Origin of the sequence: Paenibacillus sp. J5C2022, assembly GCF_025567625.1 — a bacterium.
Lineage (GTDB): Bacteria > Bacillota > Bacilli > Paenibacillales > Paenibacillaceae > Pristimantibacillus.
In genome coordinates, this window is record NZ_JAOQJC010000056.1 from 22,712 (window position 1) to 46,895 (window position 24,184).

Below are 24,184 nucleotides of genomic sequence, written 5' to 3' on the forward strand. Positions count from 1 at the left end.
TTTTTTCATCTAATAGTGATAGTCATAGATAAATTGATTTTGCTTTCGATAAGCGGCTTGAGGAGTCGTTCTCATCATTACATTCCGGATGCGACATAGAAGAGGATGTTCAAGCTGTGCCATTACCCCTACTCGTCTGGACATGTTGACGAATTTTTTGGCTCTATGCAATCGCTTTACCTGATAATCCTGTAATCCATGATCCGGGTGGCGGGCTAGAGACAACCCTAAAATGTAGGCATCTTCAATGCCTTGACACGCCCCTTGCCCCAAGTTGGGCGTCATTGCATGCGCAGCGTCTCCGACAAGAGCGATATTGTCAAATACATATTGGTCAATGGCAGGTAGATCATAAATATCATGCTTAAGGATATGTTGGTTTTCAGTAAGCTCTAATATGTCGGTTACCGGCTGGGGATAGTTTTTCAGGCGTTCGATCAAATCTGATACACTGTATTTGGCTATGAGGGGATCATTGGGCCGGGCGTTAATCAGCCAGTACCAGTATGCCATTGTTTTAGAGATCGGCAAGTAACCGAAGCGTCCGTTCGGCCCCCATAATTCATGCAGTTCCTGTGCTATATTCAGACGGTTTTCGATCAGAGCAACTCCCCGCCAACAAGTATAGCCAGCATAACGGGGCGATATTTTCGGGAGCAATTGCTTTCGAATGACAGAGTGAATGCCGTCTGCCGCAATTAATATGTCTCCCGAGACTTCTTCGCCATTATTCATGTACACGGTGACGCCATTTGAATGCTGCTGATAGCCAGCAGCTTCCTTCCCCAAATAAACAGGGACCGTTTTTAATGCCTGAAGAAGAATGTTATGCAGATCCGCACGGTGAATCGCAATGGTTTGTTTCGGGTGATTTTCATTAAGCCTTGACAGGCTCTTTCCTTTATCAGAGAAAATAACAAAACGATCGAGGAATTGCCCATGCTTTATCAGCTGTTGCGTCATTCCCCACTCTTCAAAGATGCGAACGACGTTTGGAGCTAAAATGATCCCTGCTCCGACGGGTTTTAGCTCTGCCGTCTTCTCAAATACCCGTACATCCATCCCAATCCGTTGAAGGGCTATGGCTGTACTTAAACCGGCGATTCCGCCGCCTAAAATAATGACTTTCTTCATATAGAGATGGACCTCCTAATTTGTCAGAAAGACATAAATAAATGTAAAACTAAGCAACAGACAAAGGGGAGTATAGGCGACTGTATCCATTTTGAAAAAGAAAGTCTTTCGTCGTTTTTTAAATAGACCTACATAATTGAAGTCACCGATAGCTCTAAGCCCAAAAACGAGGAAACAGAAAAAGCAAAGGATACGAGCTAAATTCGCTAACCCTGCAAATGGGATAAGAGAGCTTTGAATGCCTAAAATGAGGCATGCACTGAATAGGCAAAGGGCCACTAAAAGAGTTGCCCATTTCCCTGGGGTAAACTTGCGTTGATGATGATCATCTTGAGGAATAACGGCATGTATTCCTTTTGTTCCTCCGAATGCCCAATAAACATGAATGAAAGCGAGTAGGAGCAGGATTAGACACGAAATGATGGGGAGTATGATCATAGTTAGTCCTCCTTCTTCACAATAAATTGTTCAAGAAGCAGTGAAATTCTTCGGTTCACACTGTGAAGAAGTGCGGCTACGGATTGCTCATCATGTGCCCACATCATCACCGTTGAGAAGTAAGTTCCCAGAAGGATCGAGGCGATGTCCTCAAGCTCGCCATGTGCTTTCATTTGCTCGCGCTCCATTTCTTCCTTCAACAAATGTAGGATCAGGTCTTTAAGCTGTTGAATCGCAATGATTTCATCATCCATAATCACCGAGGATTTGAATAGCTCAGCTACAGCAAATTTCATTAACTTTGGATAGTCTTCGAGCCTTGTCGTTAATCGATTGAATAAGGCAATGATTTTCTGTTTTGCATCCAGTTCCATACGCTCTTGGATAGTGGTTATTCGTTCCATTTGCGATTGTCCAACATATAGAAGGACGGATTCCTTCGTGGAAAAGTAGTTGTAAAACGTTCCTTTGGCAATTCCGCATGCTTTCGTAATTTCAGACACGCTGACTTCGGCTATTCCTTTTTCTGAAAACAATTGCATAGCCTCGAAAAAAATCTTCTCTTTTAAATCTTTTTTTCTAGCTTCTCTCAGCACATGAATCACCTCGGTAAAATAATGACCAAGGTCATATTATGACCTTGGTCATTATTTTATCGCAATAGCGTATAGGTTTTCAACTTGTCGAATCATAAAATGCCAGTCATCAAGGGAAGAAGGCTATATGATAGTAAAAATGTAAAGTACAGACAAGATAAAGCAAAATGCTTACATTGGCTTTTGATGCATTTGTTTTAGAATGAAAGTTAAGGATGAAAAACGGTATCTGGAGAGGGAAATGTTAAATGACACCTAAGGTTGAAATCGCAGCGTATTATTTTCCAAATTATCATGAAGACTTGCGCAACGAGATTTGGCATGGAAAGGGATGGACGGAATGGGATCTAGTGAAAAGGGCAACCCCTAGATTCGAAGGGCATGAGCAGCCGAAAATTCCTGAATGGGGGTATGAGGATGAATCGAATCCCACGGTCATGGAACGAAAGATTGCCGCTGCTGCCGATCATGGACTGACCTCTTTTATTTTCGATTGGTACTGGTATGAAGACGGTCCTTATCTCAACAAAGCGCTCGAGAAAGGTTTCCTTGGAGCAGCAAATGTGGAACGTCTGAAGTTCTGCTTGATGTGGGCCAACCATGATTGGTCGGACATTCATCCCGCTCCAAGAAACAAGCCTTATCATACACTTGCCAAAGGGGCCGTTTCGAAAGAAGCGTTTGTCGCGGCTACGGACTATATGATTGAAAACTACTTTTCGCATCCATCTTATATGAGAGTGAACGGCGGGCTCTATTTCTCTATTTATGAATTAATGAGCTTGATCAAAGGAATCGGAGGAAGTCTAGAGATTACCAAAGAAGTGTTGAATGACTTTCGGGCAAGAGTTCATCGAGCGGGTCTAGGCGAGCTTCATCTGAATGCCGTTGTATGGGGAATTCAGAATCTGCCTGGTGAGGAATTGATATCGGATGTGAATGGTTATCTCGATAAGCTTGGATTTGATAGTATCACTTCTTATGTATGGATTCATCACAACGAAATGCCTGATTTTCCTTGCACAGATTACGCGGTTTTCAGGGAAATGAACATATTGGATTTTAAGTTGTTCACAGATCGGTACAGTCTTCCCTATTTCCCTAATGTCACGGTGGGCTGGGATCCCAGTCCAAGAACGATTCAATCAGATCGGTACGACAACATCGGATATCCGTTCACTCCCATTTTGTCCCATAATACGCCGGCAGAATTCAAAAAAGCATTAGAAGCCGTGAAACACTTTATGGAATCAAGCGAGCGAGCGCCATCTATGTTTACGATTAATGCATGGAATGAATGGACCGAAGGCAGTTATTTGGAACCGGATACCGTCTATGGAATGCAATACTTGCAAGCGATTAAAGAGGTCTTTCTGCGATAAATAAAATATCATTGTATAAGGGGATGAGAAGAATGACCCGTTTTAAGAAATGGTGTGTCACAACGGTTTCTTCGCTATTTATGGTGTCTCTCTTATTTTTATTATCCAGTATGGTATTCAAATCGCTTGTCCTTGCGAATTCATACGAGACGGAAACTTGGAAAGTAGTAGAAATAACACTCACTAGCAGCAATACATATGCCAATCCTTATCTTGACGTAGATGTCAACGCTACATTTAGCGGACCCGATAATACGGTGATGACAGTGCCCGGCTTCTGGGATGGCGGTAACACATGGAAGATCAGATTCGCTCCGACAATTGCGGGGATATGGTCATACGAGACCTTATCTTCGGATCCAACGAATGCGGGGCTTCATAATCAATTCGGTACCGTAACGAGTAGTGCCTATACGGGTAACTTGGATATTTACAAGCATGGATGGAGTTTAAAGAAAAGTAGCAATAATCGTTACTTGACGTATACGGATGGGAAGCCGTTTTTCTGGCTTGGTGATACCCATTGGATGGGATTGTCCGGTAGAGAAAGATTGTTTTCCTCTAATGACGGGAGATGGGCCTCGGAGTTTAAGGGAATGGCGGATACTAGAATTTCTCAAGGATATACAGTATATCAAATGAATTTTTTCTCGGGTGAAGTAGGCGACATTAGCTTGAACGGGACGATGAACGAAGGCGGACATCCGTGGAATCGCACTGGTTACGCGAAAGGCCAATCTTCATTTTCGTACAACCTGGCCTCTTCAGCCTCAGGTGGATGGGATTATGCGGCGGGCAAGGCGATTGATGGAAATATCGGAACAAAGTGGGTTGCGGCCAATGGTTCATTCCCTCAGTGGATGTATATCGATTTAGGGCAAGTAAAGACGTTAAGCAAGGTGGAAACGCAATTTGGCATTTGGGATTCATGGCACTACCAAATCGAGGGCTCTGCGGACGGGATCAGTTATTCTACGATTATAGATAGAACATTCGGAATCACTGGGGATGTGTTTACCGATTTGACGACGGCAAGCGCTAGGTACGTCAGACTGCAAATTACAGGTTCGGGATCATCCACTGCCTCAGTGAAAGAATTCAAGGTTTACGATTCCTCTAACGAATTGCTGAATAATCAGGGATTATTTAAAGAGTTGAATCCGTCATTTTGGCAAAATGCTGATCTAAGGATACAGTATTTAGCGGAAAAAGGATTTATCACCGCTCTAGGCCTGGATTGGGGCAGGGCAATGGAGGCAGCCAATAAGGATGATTATAAAAAAATAGCGAAATATATCGTGGCTCGTTACGGAGCATATCCGGTTATGTGGTATACGGCAGGAGAATATGATCTGGGATACTCCGAAGGCTGGAAAGAAGTCGCTTCCCATATTAGAGATAACGATGCCTATAATCGTGCTCTTACGCTTCATAATACAGTTAACAATTACAACAGCTACCGCAATGAAACGTTTTATGATATCGACTTCCTGCAAGGAGGGCACGGGGGATTAAGGGCTAATAGCTATTGGTTGGACCAATATGCGGAATCGCCGACGAAACCTATCATCGAAGCGGAATTCAACTATGAGAATATATTGAACATACCATCTTTCTATACGAGGGAAGTAGCCTATAAATCGTTGTTTAACGGGGCGGCGGGTTATGTCTATGGGGCCAATGGCATATGGCAAGCGACATGGAATCCAGAAGATGAGTGGCAAGCCAACCAGAATAGTCCAACTCCTTGGTATGTAGCAATCGATAATGAAGCTGGCGCGCAAATGCGGTATCTGAGAGATTTGTTTACTAGCCTTGACTGGGCTTCGCTTTCTCCTGGAGCGGCAATCGCATGGAGCGGAGCGCCATCGGGGACGCAAGAGCCCGCCCAATTAGCCAATGAGGATCGTTCCCTCGTGCTGGCTTATCTGCCTTCCAACGTAAGCGCCTATACCGGTATAGTAAACGGGTTATCGCCGTCGTCCACCTATATGGCGCGTTGGTTTAATACGAGGAACGGTAATTATACGATGATAAGCGACGGCTTTCTTCCAAATGGGTCGGGGCAGTGGAGTATTCCGGCACAACCTGACTCTACTAAAGATTGGGTCATCATTATCCAAAACATAACGGACAGAGTCCAAAGACCTGTTCTAAGCATGTCCGGCGGGTCTTTCACAGGAAGCGTGAATCTTTCGTTGTCTACCTCAACGCTGGGGGCTTCGATTTATTATACGCTCGACGGATCAACTCCTACTACAAACAGTACGCTATATAGCTCCGCTATCAGCTTGAGTGATTCGAAAACGCTGAAGGCCATCGCTGTCAAATCGGGTATGACCAATAGCGTAGTGACAACGGAATATTACAATAAGCGAGTTGATTCGCTGCCAACGGCAAGTGAAAGCGGCGGAATGTATACATCCTCGCAAGTCATAGCTTTATCTACGATAGAGAGCGATGCTCAAATTTTTTATACATTAGATGGAAGCGTTCCAACGGATACAAACGGTTTGAACTATCATTCGCCAATTGAGATTGACCGGACGATGCCCCTTAAGGCAATTGTGAAGAAGAGAGGACACACAAGCAGTCCGGTAATGTCACATACGTATACGATTCTTTCGTCGGATTTATTATCTCAAGGCAAACTAGCGACCAGTTCGTCAGCCAATTCGGGGAACGGAGCTTCGATGGCGGTTGACGGTAATACTTCAACGTCTTGGGTGGCATCAAGCGGATCCATGCCGCAATGGATAAAGATCGATTTGGGAGATGTTTACGATCTTACTTACATGGAGCAAACCTTTTTGACGCCGTATTTGACATGGAAGTATAAAATTGAAGGCTCAAATGATGATGTTACTTATACGACGCTTGTGGATCGTACGACGGTTGGAGTCAAAGGTGTAAACCTATTAGAACGATTAAGCGGCTCGGCCAGATACGTCAAGCTGACGATAACGCAATCGTCCACAGGGGATTGGGCGACAAGCAAGGAGCTGAAGATCTATGGAAAAAGGTTGCCGGGTGCGTTGCTCTCACAAGGCAAAACGGTCACTAGTTCAACCTCAAATCCTGGGGCGGAAGCATCAAAAGCATTGGACGGAAACTTCATGACTTATTGGTGCGCGACAAGTGGAGCAATGCCGCAATGGTTAATGGTGGATTTAGGCCAACCTTATGAGTTAGCCTACATCAACCAAATCTTTTATACACCGAATTTAACATGGAAATATAAAATCGAAGGTTCGCTAGATAATATGACGTACTTCACGCTTGTCGATCGAACCGGGACGGGAGTGAACGGAACAGACCTTATCGAAAGCGTAGACGCTACGGCAAGGTTTGTGAAATTGACCGTAACTGAATCATCAACAGGTGACTGGGCGACAAGCAGAGAATTCAGAGTTTATGGGAAGCAAGCGGCGTCCGCCTATTGGAAACTGGATGAGGGCTCGGGCGCAACCGCAAATGATTTCTCCGGCAATCTTAATACGGGGACGTTGGTTAACGGCGCTTCCTGGACAACTGGAATTGTAAACGGAGCAGTAAGTCTGGACGGAATGAACGATTATGTGAATATTCCTGATAGCGTCAGTCTGGATGGTATGGGCAGACTGACTGTCTCGGCTTGGGTAAACTTGTCTCAACTGCCAGCGACTAATTATTTTCCTGTGGAAAAGTCTTCCCTAAGCGGAGCTTACCGATTTGTAATTAATTCCGCGGGGAAAGGTCATTTTGTCATCGCCACAGACAATAATGCCTGGTATTCCACCGGAACGGTGGCTGATTTCACAACCGAGATTTCTCCGAATGTTTGGTATCATCTTGTTGGCGTATATGACGGTACGAATGTACTGGTGTATGTAAACGGACAATTGGCAGGAACAGGCGCGCAGCCGATATCCGGCAGCGTCGTGAACGAGGCTTCCCCGCTTCGATTCGGATACATGTACGGAAGCAATGGCGAATATTTGAAGGGGAAAATCGATGACGTGAGAATATATGGCATCGCGTTAACCCCGGCGGAAGTGCTGCACTTATTCCAACATGGCTCCATGTAAGATGAATGCACGATACCGATTCGACATAAATTCAGCTATTGAGGAGAATGCAAGGATGAACAAAAACATTGTTATCGAATGGAATCATAACCCGAGAAAGGGTGAAATCGTTGTCCAATCAGGAAGTATAGTATATGGCGAGTTTGTAAAGGGCGAGGCGCAGCATGGGGATGGCCGGCTTCTATTCGGCGAGGGTAGTTCCTTCCGCCTGGAGCTGGAGATTGAAGCGCCGAATACCCCAATGACTGCTGACAAACCGATCGTTACGGTCCATACTGCCATCCACTCATTCAGTTTTTTTATACAAGACGTAAACATGAAATGTCCCATTTTTATTCCTTCCTATGGCGTTGTGGTAACCGAAGGGCAGGACACCCGTTCTTATGAACAAATTGAGAAGCGAACGAAGGATATGGAACTTTCAACGAGCTTGAGGAAGATCGAGCGAGAACCTGAGGAATCGTTTGAAAATGCGGCGGTTATGACGAGGAGCCTGACTGCGCCAACTTGGCTGGGGTTGTCCAGAGACGTGCGCATTTTCGAAGTAGGCTTGCGGAACGTGGATGACACCGAGAAGCTGTGGGATTGGATTCAACCCCGGTTTCACGGTGAACCGACCACCCTGCCCGAAAACGAGAATAAGCAGGTGCGATACCACTACATGCTCGGTCGTGGTATCGGCTGTGAGGAACGCATCTCGCGAAGGTTGGACGAAGGAATACATCCCATATTGCATGGTCGAATCGAGGAAGACGAAATGGTCTATGAGACGACATCTTTTGTCTCCTTGGAACATCAAGAATTACGGCCAGCTAATATAAAAGGCACCCCTTATCTGGTTGCTGATGGGTACGGACATGGTTATATGCTTACGGAAGAGCAGCAGGCCGAGCGTCAGAGACAGTTGGCCGAAGCCATAAATGAGGAGGAAGAGACAGTGCTTTACACCCGGGCCAGTGCGACGAATACGGCATCCGTCCCGAGGTACGCATGGTTCAAAAATCCGATTCCGAATGCGAACGTACTAGCTCAAAGTTTGCCTTACGTCTTCGACGGTGTATCCGGATACGCGATGTATACGGCTGATCGAATTTATTGTGTAAGCAGGCTGAACGGAGAGCCGTTGGCCAACGAAGAAATGGCGATATTGCTTCTTCCAGGGGAAACGGCCGTTTTCGAGTTGTTTGTTCCGCATCGTCCAATCTCCAGGGAAAGAGCCGATGCGTTAAGCGGACAAAACTTCGATAAACGGTTGAAGCAATGCCGCGAATATTGGAGAGGCAAGTTTTCCAGCGCCACTCAGGTTCGTCTTCCGGAGAAGAGGCTGGAGGAAATGATTCAAGCTGGACTGCTTCAATTGGATTTGATCACTTATGGCACCGAGCCGGAAGGAACCCTCTTGCCGACAATTGGTGTCTATACCGCAATAGGTTCGGAAAGCGCGCCGATCATTCAATTCATGGATTCATTCGGGTGGGGCGGCATAGCCGCAAGATCGTTGCAATTTTTTTTAGATAAGCAGCATGACAACGGTTTTATCCAAAATTTTAACGGTTACATGCTTGAAACGGGCACTTTCCTCTGGTGCGTCGGGGAGCACTATCGTTATAACGGTGACGATTATTGGATCAGCCGCTATAAAACCAAATTAATGAAGGCGTACGAATATATTGTGGAGTGGAGAGAACGGAACAGGACGGAAGCCTTTATCGACCGCGGATTCGGAATGATCGACGGCAAGACCGCCGATCCGGAAGATCCCTTTCATTCTTTTATGCTTAACGGTTACGCCTATATGGGATTAAGCCGATTGTCGGAAATCTTCAAAGCTTCCGATCCGATTCTATCCTCATCTATCAATGAAGTGGCGGAAGCCTTCAAGCTCGACATCAGAACGGCGTTTACGAGCTCTATGATCCATTCACCCGTCGTGCCAATCGGCAATGGAACCTGGGTGCCAACGGCAGCCCCCTGGGCCGAATATCGCGGTCCTGTAAGCTTGTTTGCCGGGGGAGGAAAATGGCTTACGCATGGTTCGGCTGTAGGAAGGGATTCGTTGCTTGGACCTCTTTATTTGGTCTTTCAAGAGGTGCTGCAGCCGGACGAACCTTCGGTTTGCCATATGCTCGATTACCATAATGAGCTGATGTGCTCCCGCAACGTAGCGCTAAGTCAGCCTTACTATAGCGTCCACCCTTGGATTCATCTGAAGAGAGGGGAAGTCAAGCCTTTCCTGAAAGCCTATTACAATGCTGTCGCATCGTTGGCCGATCGCGAAACCTATACATTCTGGGAGCATTATTGGCATGCAAGCCCACACAAAACGCATGAAGAAGCCTGGTTTCTAATGCAAACCCGCTGGATGCTCTATATGGAGGAAGAGGAAACGTTAAATCTGCTGCCGGGAATTCCGCGAGCATGGCTGGAACATGGGAAAGTGATCGACATTCAGGGCGCGAGAAGTTATTTTGGCGTATTTTCACTAAAGGTCGAATCTTTTCTTGAGGAAGGATATATATCAGCCCGAGTTGATTGTGATCCTTTAAGAAAACCGCGCTCTATAAATATACGTTTGCCGCATCCGGAAGGAATACAGGCCATGCGCGCAGATATTGGAGTGTATTGTCCAGAGCGAGAAGCAGTAACAATAGATGACATTGCAGCGGGAAGCGTTGAATTTAAATTATATTTTGAAAGACAGGTGTAAGTCATGGAGAAATATCCATTCATTCCCGTTGCGAAGTCGATTCAAGAAAAGAAGGGTCAAACTTCATTGCGAAACGCTCATATTGTGGCGGTAGATGCTGAATTAAAGCCAATTATCCCCATTCTTGAAGAAGAGTTTGCGCTCTTGATTGGTTCAGGTTTGGAAAGACAAGACGAAGAAATCGTGAAGATTGAGCTTATTATAGACGGGACTTTGCGGGAAGAGCAAATGAAACTCACAATAGGTCGTCATATTGTTGTTCAGGGGGGAAGCTATTCAGCTGTAGCGGGAGGCACGGTCCTGCTGCTGCAGCTAGCAACGGATGCGGGAGAAGTGCCAAATTGCATTATTGAAGACGAACCAGATCTTCCATATAGAGGACTTATGCTGGATCTGGCCAGACATTGGCATTCTATCGATTGCGTGAAGAAGGCTATCGAGCTATGCCGATTTTATCGATTGTCACATTTGCAGTTGCATTTATCGGACGATCAATCGTTCACCTTCCCATTAACCTGCTTCCCTAATATCGCTACTCCTGGTAGGCATTACACAAGACAACTGTTGGATGAACTGGTGGAGTTTGCGCATCAACGCGGGATCGAGCTTGTCCCGGAGATCGACCTTCCGGGGCACTCTGAAATTCTGAATCGGTCTGAGCCGGAGCTATTTACTTCCGGAATAGGCGGCGAACATGAAAATGCCATATGTCTAGGGAATGCAGCCGTCTATGAAGCCGTAGAACAAATCATGAGCGAGCTTTGCGAGGTGTTCAAATATTCCCGGCATATCCACCTTGGGTGCGATGAAACAAAGATGAGTATTTTTGAGCAATGTCCAACTTGCCGAGAGCGCATGAAGGAATTGGAGGTGACAAGCGCGGAAGGATTGCTCCGATCCTTTATCGTTCGTGCAGCCGAAATGGTCGAGCGCAATGGCAGGAAGCCGATCGTTTGGGAAGGTTTCTCCCCTGAGCCTGGAATCGAGATTCCAAAAGACATAACGGTTGTTGCCTGGGAATCCTATTATCATTCGGCCGATGAACTGGCTGCGGCAGGTTATCCATTAATTAATGCATCATGGCAGCCGCTTTATGTGACGCCTAACGCAGGCTGGTCTCCTGAACATATTTACGGTTGGAATGTACGGCGATGGGAGCATTGGTGGGAAAAGTCGAAGGCGCATCTCTCTCCCATTCAGCTGGATAAAAGTGCAAACGTAATCGGCGCACAATTTTGTTCTTGGGAGAACGAAGAGGAGAATGTGCTCGATTTATTGCGTCTTCGCGTTCCGACCATGGTCGAGCGCATATGGAACGAGGAACGGAAAATAAGGTGGGAGCAATTTTCTGAAAGGTTGGACAGGCTCGACATCAAAGCAATGAGACTAGTAGAAGGCATTATACGAGATTAAGAAAAATTCAGCCTAGAAATAGTAAAATGAACGAATTCTACGAATCGCAAATTGGTGTTAATTTATTTTCATGGCTAATGTTTAAATGAGCCAGAACAACATAATGGGGGGCTTACAATCATGAAGAAATCATGGATGCTGTTGCTTGCGCTCACGATGCTAGTAAGCATTATCGCGGGTTGCGCGGGAAAAAACGAGAAGAAAGAGATTCCGAAGGCAAGCGATCCGCCCGCGGAGGAATCGGGCGCTCCGGTGAGTGACTCGGCTAACGAAGAAGCCTTCACCATTCGCCTTGGAGCTTGGTTTATCGACGATCGCCCGCATATGCAGCAATTCAAAAACGATGTTGACAAGCGCTATAAAGAAAAGTATCCGAATGCCACGATACAATGGGATATTTTGTTGGGCGCAACGTACTTTGATAAGCTCAAGGCGGAGCTAGCTTCGGAAACAGCTTCTGACGTCATGTTCATCCAAGGGTTGGCGCAATATGCTGAAGCCGGTTATTTAGCCGATTTGTCGGATCAGCCGTGGGCTAGTCAGCTGCAGCCCGGCGGGAAAAAAGACGCCATGCATCTGGGGAAAACATACGCGGTTCCGATGGGGCTAGCGACCAGCGGCGTATGGTACAACAAAAAAATCTTCTCCGATCTCGGAATATCCGCGCCCGCAAACGCAAAGGAGTTTATGGCTGCAGCCGAAAAGATTAAAGCGGCGGGAATAACGCCTGTCGCGGCAGGATTTAAAGACGCGTGGACGGCATCATTGTTTTACGGCTTGTGGTTGCAATCCTATGGTTACGAAAGCAGTAAAACGTACGGCAAGGATCTATATGACGGCACCAAAAAAATCGATGGCCCGGAAGTGCAGGCCGTCATGAATCACATTCAAGAAATGGCGCAAAAAGGATATTTCAACAAAACGGCATTAAGCATCGATTGGCCACAATCAGCAGAGTTGTTTACTTCAGGACAAGCGGCGATGATCGCTCAAGGACCATGGATGCCGGGAACCGCGCAAGAAAACTTCAAGACAAAAGGCCATAACGAATTCGAGATGGGCTACATCCCATTATCTACGGAATCGGGCTACTACAACTTGTCGCTTGGCGCTGACGCTTCTCTGGGCATAAACGCCAAAACGGAATTGATGCAGCCTGCCAAGGATTTGATCGCAACCATTGTTAGCCCTGAGATTTACGGTCCGTACAATGTAGGCAACGGCAACATTCCAGCCATTAAAGGAATTGATGTTACGTTTCCGGATGCGGCTATGAACGATCTGCTTGCTGCGGTAAATAGCGGAGAAGCAAACTTTGGATTCGGTTCATATATTGCGCCGTCGGTAGATACCGCGTTAACGGAAACGGTCACGAAGATCTTATCTGGCCTCAAGTTTAACACTAACGATCTTGCGGAAGTTCAGAAGGTGCTGGAGAAAGATAAAGGCGTGGTCATACTGCCGCCGGAATAAATAATGAACAAGTCCGGTCAGTCCTCTGGCCGGACTTGTCCGTAAAGGTGAGGAAACTTCATGATGAACAAAAAAGCATGGATAACCGGACTCATGTTTGTATTTCCAGCAGTTATAATTTTCTCTATTTTTGTCTATTATCCCTTTATTTTAAGTATCTATTATTCCTTTACGGAATGGGATTCGATTCGTCCGCCGAAATTCGTAGGATGGGATAACTACGCATTCCTGTTCGAGGATTCCAAGATTAAACAAGCGGCGAAAAACACGTTATTATTAACCGTATTCGGCATTCTTGTTCAGAATTCTCTTGCTCTGTTGCTCGCTATTTTATTAAATCGAACATTTCGGACTCGTTCCTTTTTGAGAATTGCGTTCTATATGCCAGTGGTCGTTAGTCTTGTCGTCACCTCGGTCGTATGGGGCAACATTCTTCAATTCGATGGAGTGATCAATTCGTTGCTGAACGTGATCGGCTTGGAGAGTTTAACTAAGGATTGGCTAGGGAACATCTCGACCGTTTTCCCATCGATCATATTGCTGTCGCAATGGCAAGCGCTCGGTTATTGCGCAGTTATCTATCTTGCCGGTCTGCAAGCCATTCCAGGAGAGATCTATGAAGCCTCTACAATAGATGGCGCCAGCGGATTCAAGCAATTCAGGTATATTACGCTTCCCCTCTTAATGCCGTCTGTGACCATCGTTGTGTTTATGACCATCGTTGGAGGGCTTAAATTTTTCGATATCCCTTATGTTTTGACGAATGGCGGCCCCGGAACGGCGTCCTATACCATCACTTTGGCCATCTATAATGCCGCTTTCCGTGGAAATACGTATGGGTATGCAATGGCAGCTGGTATTACGCTTATGGTATTCATTATGCTTGTCACTTTCGTTCAATTAAAGTTTACACGAAAACGGGAGGTAGAGTTATAATGAAGTTGACGTCCAATACGGAGGGCCAAAAAGCCGGAATTTTTACAGAAATCATTATGATCGCATTTGCGCTCATTTTTCTTTATCCGATTTTCTACCTGGTTACGACTAGTTTCAAGAAGCCTGAACATTTTTACGATCCACTATCTCTTCCGACGTCGTTATATTTGGGCCACTACGAAAAAGCGTTCGCGAAAGTGGATGTGTTGCAAGGATTCTTGAATACGGGAATCATTACATTTGGTTCACTTATTTTGATCGTAATTGTGTCCTCCATGGCAGGGTATACGATCGCCCGAATGCCGCACAAGTTTTTCCAGGGTCTCTTGTTATTCTTTCTGTCTGGCATGGTCATTCCTTTGCAGACGGGAATGATTCCGCTGTTTAAGCTGGCGGTAGCGACGCATTTGATTGATACTAGAACTTTTCTGATCTTGTTGTATACGGCGGGAGCGATACCATTTGCCTCATTTATCTATACGGGTTTCACAAAATCGATTCCGAGAGAAATGGAAGAATCAGCGAGTATGGATGGCTGCGGAAAGTGGAGAACCTTTTGGACCATTATATTTCCATTGCTGCTCCCGGCTACCGGGACCGTATTTATTCTAAACATATACGGATTTTGGAACGATTTGTTTAGTCCGCTGCTATTTCTGAAAGATCCGAACAAGCTGACGCTTATGTCACAAATTGTGCAGTTCAAGGCCAATAATCAATCCGTCGATTATGGTCCGGTATTTGCGCTTAGTGTCATTGCGACGCTCCCTTTATTTCTATTGTTCTTCTTTACTCAGAAATACATCTTCAGGGGCCTTGTCGTTGGCGCGGTTAAAGGATAAAAGGTCAATTACAGGGGGTAGAGGGTCATCCTGCAGCTTATTCGCTCTAAGATCTTGTACAAGATGGTGGTTGTCTATTCCTTGCTTACATTAATTCCTCTACTCATCATCAGCTCTACTTTTTATTTACGTTCCAAGGAAGTGATTGAAAAAGGAATTGTTCAATCCCGGACGGTTAACCAACTGGTAGCCGAAACGGGAGAGAAAATCGATCGGTTGTTGCTGCAACACGAGCAGAAAATGAAGGATATTATAAACAACGCTTCTGTTGTTCGCCTTTTGCATAATGATTTGATGCCGGAACGTTACCCATTGGATACGGAGGAGCGAGCATTCGTGGAAACGATTGTCGAAGAACTGTTGGCATTGGAATATGAGAATATGCGTGAAAATATTGGAGATCTCGTCGATGCCATCGTTTTGTTCAATAAACAAGGAGATGTCTATTCGCCAGACCCTTCTTGGACGATAGAGTTCAGATCGGCGCTTGAACTAATGCCTTATGAAAGAGAAGGAGAGCCTGCATGGGCTTTTTTTCTCGATAAGGGGAGAATAATTGGAGCGGTAAAACGATTCGGCGGAGGGGAAAACGTTGAATTGGGTATGCTTGCCGTCACTTTAAACGAAGACAAAGTTCAAAAGCTATTTTCTGAATTTCCTAGTCATTTTCAGATTGTTACGAAGTCCAATATTATTTTGTCAAGCAACGAGCCGGACAAACTTGGAAAACTATATCGAAGAGAGGAGAACCCGAACAAGATCGAGCATGCTTACCAGTCGTCGGTATCCGAATATCGATATATTGGGTTAGAAGAAAGAGGTTTGGCGATACAACAAATCGATCGTCAAGCCTGGTTCTCCATCAGTATCACGATCGGCGCATGGATATTGGTTATGGTTATTACTTTTTTTATTCTTCGAAGAATTACCCGACCGATTTTAACGTTAAGCCGGTTGATGGAACTCGCGAAAAAAGAAAACTACCAATTGATCGAGAACATACACACAGTCGATGAAATTGGTATCTTGGCCCAAAGCTATAATAAACTGATTTCCCGTACTAAACATTTGATTGAAACGGTGTACATGAGCGAAATTAAGCAAAAAGAATCGGAATTAAAGGCGATTAGAATACACTTTAATCCACACTTTTTATATAATACGCTGGAGTATGTCAGTATTTTGGCCCAACAGAATCGAAGCAGAGAAATCCCTTCAATCGTTCACAAGTTGTCGCGTATCTTTCGGTTTTCTATTTCCTCTGATGAGCCGTTTGTTTCGCTGGAATTGGAGCTTGTGTTTAGCGAAATATATTTGCAAATACACAAGCATCGTTATGAAAATCGATTAAACTATAGCATTGAAATAGCGGAGGAATTAAAGAGCTTGCTCATTCCTAAGCTTATTCTTCAGCCTGTAATTGAAAACGCGTTCATTCACGGCATTGACCATTTGCCCGACAATGGAGAAATCTCGATTAAAGTATACGAGAAGGAATACCGGCTCTATGTTGATATTACGAACAATGGCCCAAATCCGGAAGAGATAGAGTCCGTCCAGTCTGCTGGTACCGGGACGGGACTTGCTAACGTACGTTCCCGAATTCGATTGCATTTTGGTGAGGAATATGGACTGGAGCTTCTGAGGAACGATAAACGACTTACGGTGGCCAGAATTTGTTTGCCTATTATGTTTCCCAATAACTAGAGCGAGGTGGTCGAATTGAACGTTATTGTTGTGGATGACGATCATTTGATACGAAACCATATCGTGGAAATCATTGATTGGCAATCGCTCGGCTGCACTGTCGTCGGCCAAGCTGAAGATGGGGTTGCGGCGCTGAAGCTGCTTTCCGAGCGGGATGTGGATTTGCTCATTACCGATATCCGCATGCCGGGGATGGATGGATTGGAGCTGATACGGAGATCAAAAGCCGTTGCGCCTCAATTATCTGTGCTTCTGCTGTCCGCGTACAATGAATTCGATTATGCAAAACAGGCGATGAAATTGGGAGTAAGCGATTTTATCACGAAACCGTTTCTACCATCAGAATTAATTGAATGCGTGCGTTATGTGAAGACTCACAGCCTAGAAGGCAACAGTGAGTGGATTAGACAAGATGAAACGATTCAAATGTTGCAGAACCCAGAGTGCAGCAAGGAAGAGAAAGAACAAAGGTTGGATAAGGTAGGGTTATTGGCTCGTCCGGTTACTATGTTGGCGCTGGAAATTGACAATATTGAGCTTCTCTATCATTCAGGTATGCCGTTCTCTAAACTTGCGCTCAGGGAAACGGTTATAAATTTGTTGAAGGAGTTTTTAATCCATCATTGGGCTGTCTTATCGCAGGAGGGGTTGCACGTTTATGTCTTCTCCGGTCCCGATATGCGGGAGAATGAATTCCGGGATTTACTGTTCGAAGCAGCGAGACAATTGCTAAAGCTATGCAATGAGAGGTTCTCATACAGCATATCTATCGGAATTAGCAGGTTAGTGCCTTCATTACTTTATTTGGAGGATGCCGTAAAGGAAGTTCGGCAATGCCTTGATTATCGAATCTTGCTGGGCAAGGGGTCCATCATTTCCTACGAGGCGATTATATCGGCCGATATCTGGGGAAAAGTAGGAGAGCGGGAATGGAATCTGGTCGAAATTCAAAGAATGTTCAAATCGGGCTCTGACGTGGACGTATCTCTTTTTATCCGAAATTGTTACAAGGAAACGCTGCAGAAGGGAATGAGCAAGCAGCAGGTTCAACGGATGGTGTCAGACCTATTGGATATAGCGGAGAACATTCTGCTAGATTACTCAGTAGAATACAATTGGTTTGAGATTCGCAAAACCGTCATGCAATTTAACGTGCTCTCGGATTTGCTTCGGTATTTGGAAGAACAATTAAAGAATATGACGGTAGCGATAAGGGAGCAGATAAAGGACCCCCAGTATCGAATCGTCCTGCAAGTGCAAAATCTCATCAAGTTCCATTATCATGAAGAAATTACGCTGCAAATGATCGCGGAGCGCCTTTATATGAACTACTCGTATCTGAGCAGAATACTGAAGCAAAAATCAGGGAAGTCGTTTCGTGAGCTTCTATGGAGCTATCGGATCGAAATGGCTAAAAAATTGCTGGCTGCGGGAGATAAAAAGGCGTTCGAGGTTGCCTACGAGGTCGGTTTCAAGGATCCTGCGCATTTCAGTCAGTTATTCAAAAAACATGTAGGCGTCAACCCTATGGAACATGCCGTTCTAAATCGGCAGCAACTATTGGAGCGACAAGATATCTAGCGTCTTCAGAAGCAAACCAAGTTTGCACATCTGCTAGACTCATCAACGTTTATCCGGCTTGAGGAGAAGATGTATCCTATCTATTGCGGGGAATGTTTCGAACTTTGTATTGGCGATAGTGGCATCCCATGCCGATTAGAACTTGATCGTTATTGGTAGGCGATTTTATATGGTTCCAGTTCTCCTTGTATTAAATTCTAGATAACGAATTAATCATCAGAGTAATCAGGATGGTATACACCACTACATCTATATGTCAGCGACTGCTACTCAAGCCATGTAGAGTGCGTAGTGGGGGATATGTCGGGCCGATACCTAGAAGTCTATAGTTATCAATATTCGGTGAAGTATTTCTCCTTTGCACAGGATACGAGCGACTCTAAAAATAAGGTGTTGCGAGAGCGGGCAAATACAATTTGCGCAAGGAGCCGTTCCGCATCGGTGCGCTGGCCGGATCGCTGACGGATAAAATGTTCGTGGAGCTGAAGAAGAGGGTCGTCTGTGCGGTCGAGCTAAGCGCGGACGCGTTCGTGTTCGGGGATGAATTCCGCATCGTCCAAGTGCTGACCAATTTGCTCGGCAATGCGATCAAGCACACTCCCGAAGGCGGCCAAATCCGCATCAGCACGGAAGAAGGGCCCGGCAGCGGAGTACCGGGCGCGAACGGATGCGTGCGCATTGAAGTGTACAACGACGGCGACCCGATTCCCGAGGCGGACTTGCCGTATATTTGGGATACGTTCTACACCGTCGACAAATCGGGAAGCCGGGAAATCGGCGGCGGCTCCGGCATCGGTCTCGCCATCGTCAAAAACATACTGACGCTGCACGGCAGCGACTTCGGCGTCCGCAACGTAACCGGCGGCGTGCTGTTTTACTTTACGCTGCCATTGGTGGACGAAGATGGGTAATCGGTCAAGCGATGGATGTCGGAGCGCCGAACGGACTGCCGTACTCCGGAATTGCCGCCAACAGAGCGCGCGCCTCCGCATCGTCCATCGTACCGAACTTCTCGACGGCTGCGGCGATTTTCGGGAATAGTTGTATATCGCCGGCGCTTGCGAAGCCGTGGATGCCTTCATGGGATAAGGCGTAATGAACGCAAGCGTCGATCGTCCGCTGGTCGTCGAATGGCTCGTACCAGGTCGCATGATTGCGCGTCTGGCCGACCGCCCACGGGCCTTTCGCCACAGCCTTGATGACCCGCAGCGGGACTTCCCTGCGCTTCGTTTCTTCGACAAGAGCATCGAACGATTGGCGGTATTCCGGCAATCCGTACAAGTAATAATTGAACGGTGTAAGCACCGTCTCGAAGGCGAAGCGGCGGAGCGCCTCCAGATGGACCGCGGGTGCGGAATGCCCGTGCCCGGTTATGCCGATATGGCGCACGAGCCCTTCTTCCTTCGCTTCGAGCGCCGCTTCCAGAGCGCCTCCCGCCGACATGCATTTGTCCAGCTCCTCGATCGTGCCGACCGCATGAAGCTGCAGCAGATCGATCGTATCGGTGCGGAGCCGCGTAAGCGAACGGTATATTTCCTCCTTCGCTTCCTTCCATCCGCGATGTGCCGTTTTCGTCGCCAGAAATACGTCTTTGCGTATTTCCGGCATCCATTTGCCAAGCCTCACCTCCGAATCTCCATAGCTGGCTGCCGTATCGATGTGGTTGACTCCGTGCTCCAGCGCGAACGCGATCGAACGGTCCGCCTCGTCCTGGGTTACGCTGCCCAGCTTCGCTCCGCCGAACAGCAGCACCGAGCTCTCGAAACCGATATTTCCCATCTTTCGCCTCAGCATGTATACCCGCCTCCTTTATCCCTACTATACGCCTTGAATCCCGGAATGAAAAGCCCCTCCGAGGATCGCGATCCATATAACCGTTCGTATGTTAAACTGCGGTGTATTCATGTATACTGAAGGTACATGTACCCAACATTACCTTTTATCTCATGCCGGAAGGAGATTCATCCCAGAAGTATGCGCAGAGCAAGCGATTTTCTGTACGTTCGATTATATAAGACGTTGAAAGAGCAGATTTTAACCGGACTGATCAAGCCGGGAGAGTATTTATTGCCGGAAAACGAATTGTGCAAATATTACGGTTTAAGCCGGAATTCGGTTAGAAAAGCGCTGGAGGAGCTGAATAAGGAGGGACTTGTCGTCAAGCGGGTCGGGTTGGGCACGATGGTGCCCGCCGATGTGTCGTTTCAACACGGCTACCGGAAGACGCTGCGCATCGTCGCCCCTTTTCCGGCCTATTTCGTCGATAACGGTCTGCACGTCATCTGCGACGCATTCCGCCAAAAGTACCCTCATGTAGACGTCCATGTCCTAAGCTTTCCCGCGGATAAGTTCATCGAATCGATTCGCCGTAGCGACCGGATGGGATTCTGCCCGGACATCGTGCTGATCGGGGAAAGCCAGCTGGCGGTTGCGGAGGAACAAAATGTGTTTGTCGATCTGGGGCCGGCAGTCGGCGGTTCGCTAGACGGGATGTATCCGAAGCTGCGTGACTCGTTTTGCCCGAACAATGCGATTACGGCGGTGCCGATTACGTTCTCGCCGACTTGTCTCGTCTACAATCCGGAATTGTTTGCCGCCGCGGGCGTTCCTTTGCCGGGTCCCCATTGGACCGTCGACGATTTCACATCGGCCGCCGAACGCGTCACATCGGCAACCGACGGCCGGATCGACCGATTCGGCTTCAGCCTGTTCCCATCGCTTAGCCGATGGCTCGTAGTGGCCCTGCAGAACGGGATGCGGCCCGACTCCGGGGACAATCGGCCCAAGATCGCCAAGGCGCTCGACAAGCTGCAGGATTGGCTTCACCGCAAACGGATCGCCACCGTGTACACGGAAAGCAAAAACTTGATCAACCCTTTTACTTACGGGAAATCGGCCATGACCTTGACAACGCTGTTCGAGATGTCGACTTGGACGGAGCGCGGCATCGATTTCAAGCCGGAAATCGCGCCGCTGCCGTTCGGCGAGACGAAGTCGACGCTGATGCAGGCCAACCTGCTGCTCGTACCGAGTCAATGCGCCGACCCCGGCCTGTCGTCGGAGTTCGTAAGGATGGCGTTGCAGGTCGATGTACAGCGGACGATGTGCGAAAGTACGAATTTTTTGTCCGTTCTCGAAGCGGTGAACGATGCGACAAGATCGGAAGCTTATATGCACGCCATCAACATCGGCGGCGGCTTGATCGACAACAACTATTTTCTGCATGAGCTTCTGGATCATCAGATGGACCAGACCGACCTCATGGCCGAGATGAGCCTGTTCTGGCTTGGTCTGGAGGACCCCCGCACGATCGCCGAACACTTCTGAGCAGGCGATTTCCATAGAGCCTTTCGCATGAAGAGCGTGACACGCAGGGTATATTATTCGATCCCGAGCAACGCGGCGGCATGCCCCCGGCACAAGGCGGCGCGCTTATCCGCCCCAATATCCGCTGCGGCGAGCTGCAGGGCAGTCGCTTCCGGCACCTGGATCGGGAAGCAGGAACCGTAGCCGAGCCGGTTCTCCAAGCTGCCGCGGCTAAGCGAAGCAATAGCGCCTATTGGCCCATTCGTAAACCATAGGTCGAGCAGCACCTTATCCGTCTGATGCCCCGCGTTCAGATGCTCGCTCACGCTGTCCCATTCCCGGGCGCGCAATCCGCCGAGAATGACCGGCATATCTTCTCCGGTCAGATGGAGCAGCTCCGCGATCTCGTGAAACGGTACCTGCACGATCGGAAACCCAGGATGGACCAGCCTATCATCCTCCAGCCTCGCACATATATGGAGCGGTAGCTGCCGCCCGCTAAGCCGCGCGATCAGCTCCGCCACCTGCGGCGACGTCAAGCTGTACCCGTGATAGCCCGGAACAAGCCTGATACCTTGCGCACCTTCCTTGACGGCCCATTCGAGCTCCGGCTCCCATCCGGGCTCCGCCGGATTGAGAATCGCGAATGGCAGAAGCCGCTCATCGCGGGCCGCCTCGCGAAACAGCTCCTCGTTGCCGGAACGCGTGTCGAAGCCGAAGATCGAAGCGATGTGGCTGACGCACATCGCGCTTAATCCGAGCCGGTCCGCCATGACGCTCATTTCCTCGGCTGACGCCCGAATTTGCAGCCGTGTCGGCCACTGGCCCATGAACGCCGTCAAGTCGATCGCCCGCTCCTTCATAAAGGGCTCGAGCAGCAGCATGGCGGGATGAGCAGCATCCTCGCCGCGAACCGCCTGAACTATCCCGAACGTTGATTCCGTGCTACTCGTCATCGTCCAAACCTCCAGTCGACTCCACAAATTCATCGCAGGCGCGTTCGAGCCGTACATGCGCTTCGGCGACATCTTCATCCCGATGGCTGTAATTGACATACGAGACGTTCCATACCGCCTCCCCCTGCCTCCACAAAAATCCGCTCACATCGTAGCGCCGATACGTATCCATGCACGCCTTCGCCGCCGCAAGCGACAGCGTCTCGCCTCCGAAGGTGGAAGAAATGACGACTTTGCCCGGCGAGCAGTATGACATCACTTCTTTGCGTCCGGCGTATACGGACAGCGGCATCCCGTTCGCGATTCCTTTGCTGAATACGGCGAGGTCGGGTGTTACGCCGAAGTATTGTTGAGCCCCGCCGATAGCGATGCGGAAGCCCGTGACGATCTCGTCGAATACGAGCAGTGAGCTATGCTTGTCGGCAAGCGCCCGGACGGCCGGATAGAACGTGTGGCCGGCTTCCATCGAGCCGTAATCCGCCGCGATGACGATCGCGGCAATTTGTCCGCCGAACTCGTCGAGCAGCCGCTCCAAGGCCGCGATATCGTTCCAGCGGCAAGCATGATGGAGACTGCTCACCGCTAGAGGCACGCCCGGCAGCATTTGCGCCGTCCGTCCGGGCAATGCCGCTCCGCCGACTGCGTTGCTGTTCAGCCACCCGTTGTAGCCGATCTGCACGATATGGTCGCGGCCCGTATAAGCGCGCGCCAGCTTGATGCATGCGGCGATCGCTTCCCCGCCCGTCTTCAGAAACCGCGCCTGCTCCGCGCAAGGAATGAGCTCGCATACCATCTCCGCCACCTCGCATTCGAGCGTATGCGGATGACCGTAGATGATCCCGTTGTCGAGCTGACGGCGAATCGCCTCATCGACGGCCGGGTAGCCGTAGCCGAGCGTTACCGGACCGAGTCCGTTGCGGAAATCGATATAGTCTCTGCCGTCGGCGTCCCACACCCGGCAGCCTTTGCCCCGCACGATTACCCCCGGCTCCTCCGGCGCGTACAACGGCGCTTTCGAACCGGTGCTCGAACCGCAAGGGATCGCCTTGTTCAATCTTTTCGTCCATTGTTCAGATACGGTAGCTTTTATGTCTTGCATCGTATGTCTCCCTCCTTATTCCGCCTTAAGCTGATCTTCCATCCACGATAAATTCATCTATTTCCAAATAGCTTTTCCCCTCCGGCTCTAAATGCTTCGAATATTTTATTATCTACTCCTATTTTAAATTGCCCTTTAAATCCATATTCCAGGAAGCTGTCCACTTCATAACCGCCTTCCGGAATAAGCTTATCTGTCGGAATATAGGCAACCGCATCTGAATATCCGGAAAATATCACTTTCTTGCCACCAAGAGATCTTTCTACAATCTCCTCTACTTCAAAACACGGTTCCCCTCCCATATGCGTTATACAAAGCTCGGATGATAGCTTCAATATCCCGGCATATAGCATTAATTTGTTTTCCATAGTATCATAGTTTTCCAGTGTTTTTCTGGCATTATGGTCCAATAATGGTTTTGATGGCCTTTTCCCGATGGAACTTATGAAATACTCCTTTGGAGCAGGTTCTATTTCTATTGGTATCTCAAATTCTATACCGCCTATATCAAGGCATGCTGTTGAAAAAGAATTATTAAAAATAGTCT

Annotated in this window: 19 protein-coding genes; 12 read left to right on the forward strand and 7 right to left on the reverse strand. The window is 47.9% G+C overall.

What is annotated here, in order from left to right; translation table 11 throughout:
• Positions 1-9 precede the first annotated feature (9 nt).
• From M6D81_RS28685 to M6D81_RS28695, 3 genes are read right to left on the reverse strand one after another with little or no spacing between them, the layout of a single operon-like run.
• Complete coding sequence (locus M6D81_RS28685) at positions 10-1,134, reverse strand: FAD-dependent monooxygenase (protein WP_262680764.1); 1,125 nt, start codon at positions 1,132-1,134, stop codon at positions 10-12.
• A gap of 15 nt (positions 1,135-1,149) precedes the next feature.
• The gene (locus M6D81_RS28690; protein WP_262680765.1) at positions 1,150-1,572 is read right to left on the reverse strand and encodes a DUF3995 domain-containing protein; all 423 of its coding nucleotides are present in this window, start codon (positions 1,570-1,572) and stop codon (positions 1,150-1,152) included.
• Between the two features lie 2 nt (positions 1,573-1,574).
• Positions 1,575-2,168: a TetR/AcrR family transcriptional regulator gene (locus M6D81_RS28695; RefSeq protein WP_262680767.1), complete on the reverse strand. Its 594-nt coding sequence runs from the start codon at positions 2,166-2,168 to the stop codon at positions 1,575-1,577.
• Between the two features lie 248 nt (positions 2,169-2,416).
• Here M6D81_RS28695 and M6D81_RS28700 point away from each other — a divergent pair, with 248 nt between their 5' ends.
• The 11 genes from M6D81_RS28700 (at position 2,417) to M6D81_RS28745 (ending at position 19,187) form a co-directional block, all read left to right on the forward strand.
• Positions 2,417-3,550, forward strand: a complete 1,134-nt coding sequence (locus M6D81_RS28700; RefSeq protein ID WP_262680769.1) for a glycosyltransferase WbsX family protein — start codon at positions 2,417-2,419, stop codon at positions 3,548-3,550.
• 32 nt (positions 3,551-3,582) lie between these two features.
• The gene (locus tag M6D81_RS28705; RefSeq protein ID WP_262680771.1) at positions 3,583-7,617 is read left to right on the forward strand and encodes an apiosidase-like domain-containing protein; all 4,035 of its coding nucleotides are present in this window, start codon (positions 3,583-3,585) and stop codon (positions 7,615-7,617) included.
• Positions 7,618-7,672: 55 nt separating this feature from the next.
• Entirely contained in the window at positions 7,673-10,324 is a 2,652-nt protein-coding gene (locus M6D81_RS28710; protein ID WP_262680772.1) for a glucosidase family protein, read from the forward strand.
• 3 nt (positions 10,325-10,327) lie between these two features.
• The gene (locus M6D81_RS28715) at positions 10,328-11,737 is read left to right on the forward strand and encodes a beta-N-acetylhexosaminidase (protein ID WP_262680773.1); all 1,410 of its coding nucleotides are present in this window, start codon (positions 10,328-10,330) and stop codon (positions 11,735-11,737) included.
• A gap of 120 nt (positions 11,738-11,857) precedes the next feature.
• Positions 11,858-13,210: an ABC transporter substrate-binding protein gene (locus M6D81_RS28720; RefSeq protein ID WP_262680774.1), complete on the forward strand. Its 1,353-nt coding sequence runs from the start codon at positions 11,858-11,860 to the stop codon at positions 13,208-13,210.
• Positions 13,211-13,270: 60 nt separating this feature from the next.
• A complete protein-coding gene (locus M6D81_RS28725; RefSeq protein ID WP_262680775.1) occupies positions 13,271-14,146 on the forward strand; it encodes a carbohydrate ABC transporter permease in 876 nt (291 codons plus the stop codon).
• Positions 14,146-14,988, forward strand: a complete 843-nt coding sequence (locus tag M6D81_RS28730) for a carbohydrate ABC transporter permease (RefSeq protein WP_262680776.1) — start codon at positions 14,146-14,148, stop codon at positions 14,986-14,988. The genes M6D81_RS28725 and M6D81_RS28730 overlap by 1 nt, the downstream gene beginning before the upstream one ends.
• Positions 14,989-15,069: 81 nt before the next feature.
• The gene (locus M6D81_RS28735; protein WP_262680777.1) at positions 15,070-16,695 is read left to right on the forward strand and encodes a cache domain-containing sensor histidine kinase; all 1,626 of its coding nucleotides are present in this window, start codon (positions 15,070-15,072) and stop codon (positions 16,693-16,695) included.
• Between the two features lie 15 nt (positions 16,696-16,710).
• On the forward strand, positions 16,711-18,276 hold the full coding sequence (locus M6D81_RS28740) for a response regulator transcription factor (protein WP_262680778.1): 1,566 nt from the start codon (positions 16,711-16,713) through the stop codon (positions 18,274-18,276).
• 51 nt (positions 18,277-18,327) lie between these two features.
• Complete coding sequence (locus M6D81_RS31935; RefSeq protein WP_486187840.1) at positions 18,328-18,435, forward strand: DUF5348 domain-containing protein; 108 nt, start codon at positions 18,328-18,330, stop codon at positions 18,433-18,435.
• Positions 18,436-18,692: 257 nt separating this feature from the next.
• Positions 18,693-19,187, forward strand: coding sequence for a sensor histidine kinase (locus M6D81_RS28745; protein WP_262680779.1), 495 nt, complete (start codon positions 18,693-18,695; stop codon positions 19,185-19,187).
• A gap of 4 nt (positions 19,188-19,191) precedes the next feature.
• Here M6D81_RS28745 and M6D81_RS28750 read toward each other — a convergent pair whose 3' ends face one another.
• Positions 19,192-20,070, reverse strand: coding sequence for an aldo/keto reductase (locus M6D81_RS28750; protein WP_262680780.1), 879 nt, complete (start codon positions 20,068-20,070; stop codon positions 19,192-19,194).
• A gap of 180 nt (positions 20,071-20,250) precedes the next feature.
• On the opposite strand from M6D81_RS28750, the gene M6D81_RS28755 reads away from it, so the two are divergent.
• Positions 20,251-21,603 carry an extracellular solute-binding protein gene (locus M6D81_RS28755; RefSeq protein WP_262680781.1) on the forward strand — a complete coding sequence of 451 codons (1,353 nt, stop codon included), beginning with the start codon at positions 20,251-20,253 and terminating at the stop codon, positions 21,601-21,603.
• Between the two features lie 53 nt (positions 21,604-21,656).
• On the opposite strand, the gene M6D81_RS28760 is transcribed toward M6D81_RS28755, so the two are convergent.
• The 3 genes from M6D81_RS28760 to M6D81_RS28770 all read right to left on the reverse strand — a co-directional run.
• Positions 21,657-22,538 (reverse strand): amidohydrolase family protein, encoded by an 882-nt coding sequence (locus M6D81_RS28760; protein ID WP_262680782.1) that lies wholly within the window; start codon positions 22,536-22,538, stop codon positions 21,657-21,659.
• Positions 22,528-23,637, reverse strand: a complete 1,110-nt coding sequence (locus M6D81_RS28765; RefSeq protein WP_262680783.1) for an aminotransferase class III-fold pyridoxal phosphate-dependent enzyme — start codon at positions 23,635-23,637, stop codon at positions 22,528-22,530. Before M6D81_RS28765 ends, M6D81_RS28760 begins: the two co-directional genes overlap by 11 nt.
• 53 nt (positions 23,638-23,690) lie before the next feature.
• Positions 23,691-24,184: hypothetical protein (locus M6D81_RS28770; protein ID WP_262680784.1), on the reverse strand; the 494-nt coding region annotated here is incomplete at its 5' end.

What these genes read in the sequence shown, in the direction of transcription:
- M6D81_RS28685 (WP_262680764.1), bottom strand. Translation starts at nt 1,134, where the DNA reads ATGAAGAAAGTCATTATTTTAGGCGGCGGAATCGCCGGTTTAAGTACA.
- M6D81_RS28690 (WP_262680765.1), bottom strand. Translation starts at nt 1,572, where the DNA reads ATGATCATACTCCCCATCATTTCGTGTCTAATCCTGCTCCTACTCGCT.
- M6D81_RS28700 (WP_262680769.1), top strand. Translation starts at nt 2,417, where the DNA reads ATGACACCTAAGGTTGAAATCGCAGCGTATTATTTTCCAAATTATCAT.
- M6D81_RS28705 (WP_262680771.1), top strand. Translation starts at nt 3,583, where the DNA reads ATGACCCGTTTTAAGAAATGGTGTGTCACAACGGTTTCTTCGCTATTT.
- M6D81_RS28710 (WP_262680772.1), top strand. Translation starts at nt 7,673, where the DNA reads ATGAACAAAAACATTGTTATCGAATGGAATCATAACCCGAGAAAGGGT.
- M6D81_RS28715 (WP_262680773.1), top strand. Translation starts at nt 10,328, where the DNA reads ATGGAGAAATATCCATTCATTCCCGTTGCGAAGTCGATTCAAGAAAAG.
- M6D81_RS28720 (WP_262680774.1), top strand. Translation starts at nt 11,858, where the DNA reads ATGAAGAAATCATGGATGCTGTTGCTTGCGCTCACGATGCTAGTAAGC.
- M6D81_RS28725 (WP_262680775.1), top strand. Translation starts at nt 13,271, where the DNA reads ATGATGAACAAAAAAGCATGGATAACCGGACTCATGTTTGTATTTCCA.
- M6D81_RS28730 (WP_262680776.1), top strand. Translation starts at nt 14,146, where the DNA reads ATGAAGTTGACGTCCAATACGGAGGGCCAAAAAGCCGGAATTTTTACA.
- M6D81_RS28750 (WP_262680780.1), bottom strand. Translation starts at nt 20,070, where the DNA reads ATGCTGAGGCGAAAGATGGGAAATATCGGTTTCGAGAGCTCGGTGCTG.
- M6D81_RS28755 (WP_262680781.1), top strand. Translation starts at nt 20,251, where the DNA reads ATGCGCAGAGCAAGCGATTTTCTGTACGTTCGATTATATAAGACGTTG.
- M6D81_RS28760 (WP_262680782.1), bottom strand. Translation starts at nt 22,538, where the DNA reads ATGACGAGTAGCACGGAATCAACGTTCGGGATAGTTCAGGCGGTTCGC.
- M6D81_RS28765 (WP_262680783.1), bottom strand. Translation starts at nt 23,637, where the DNA reads ATGCAAGACATAAAAGCTACCGTATCTGAACAATGGACGAAAAGATTG.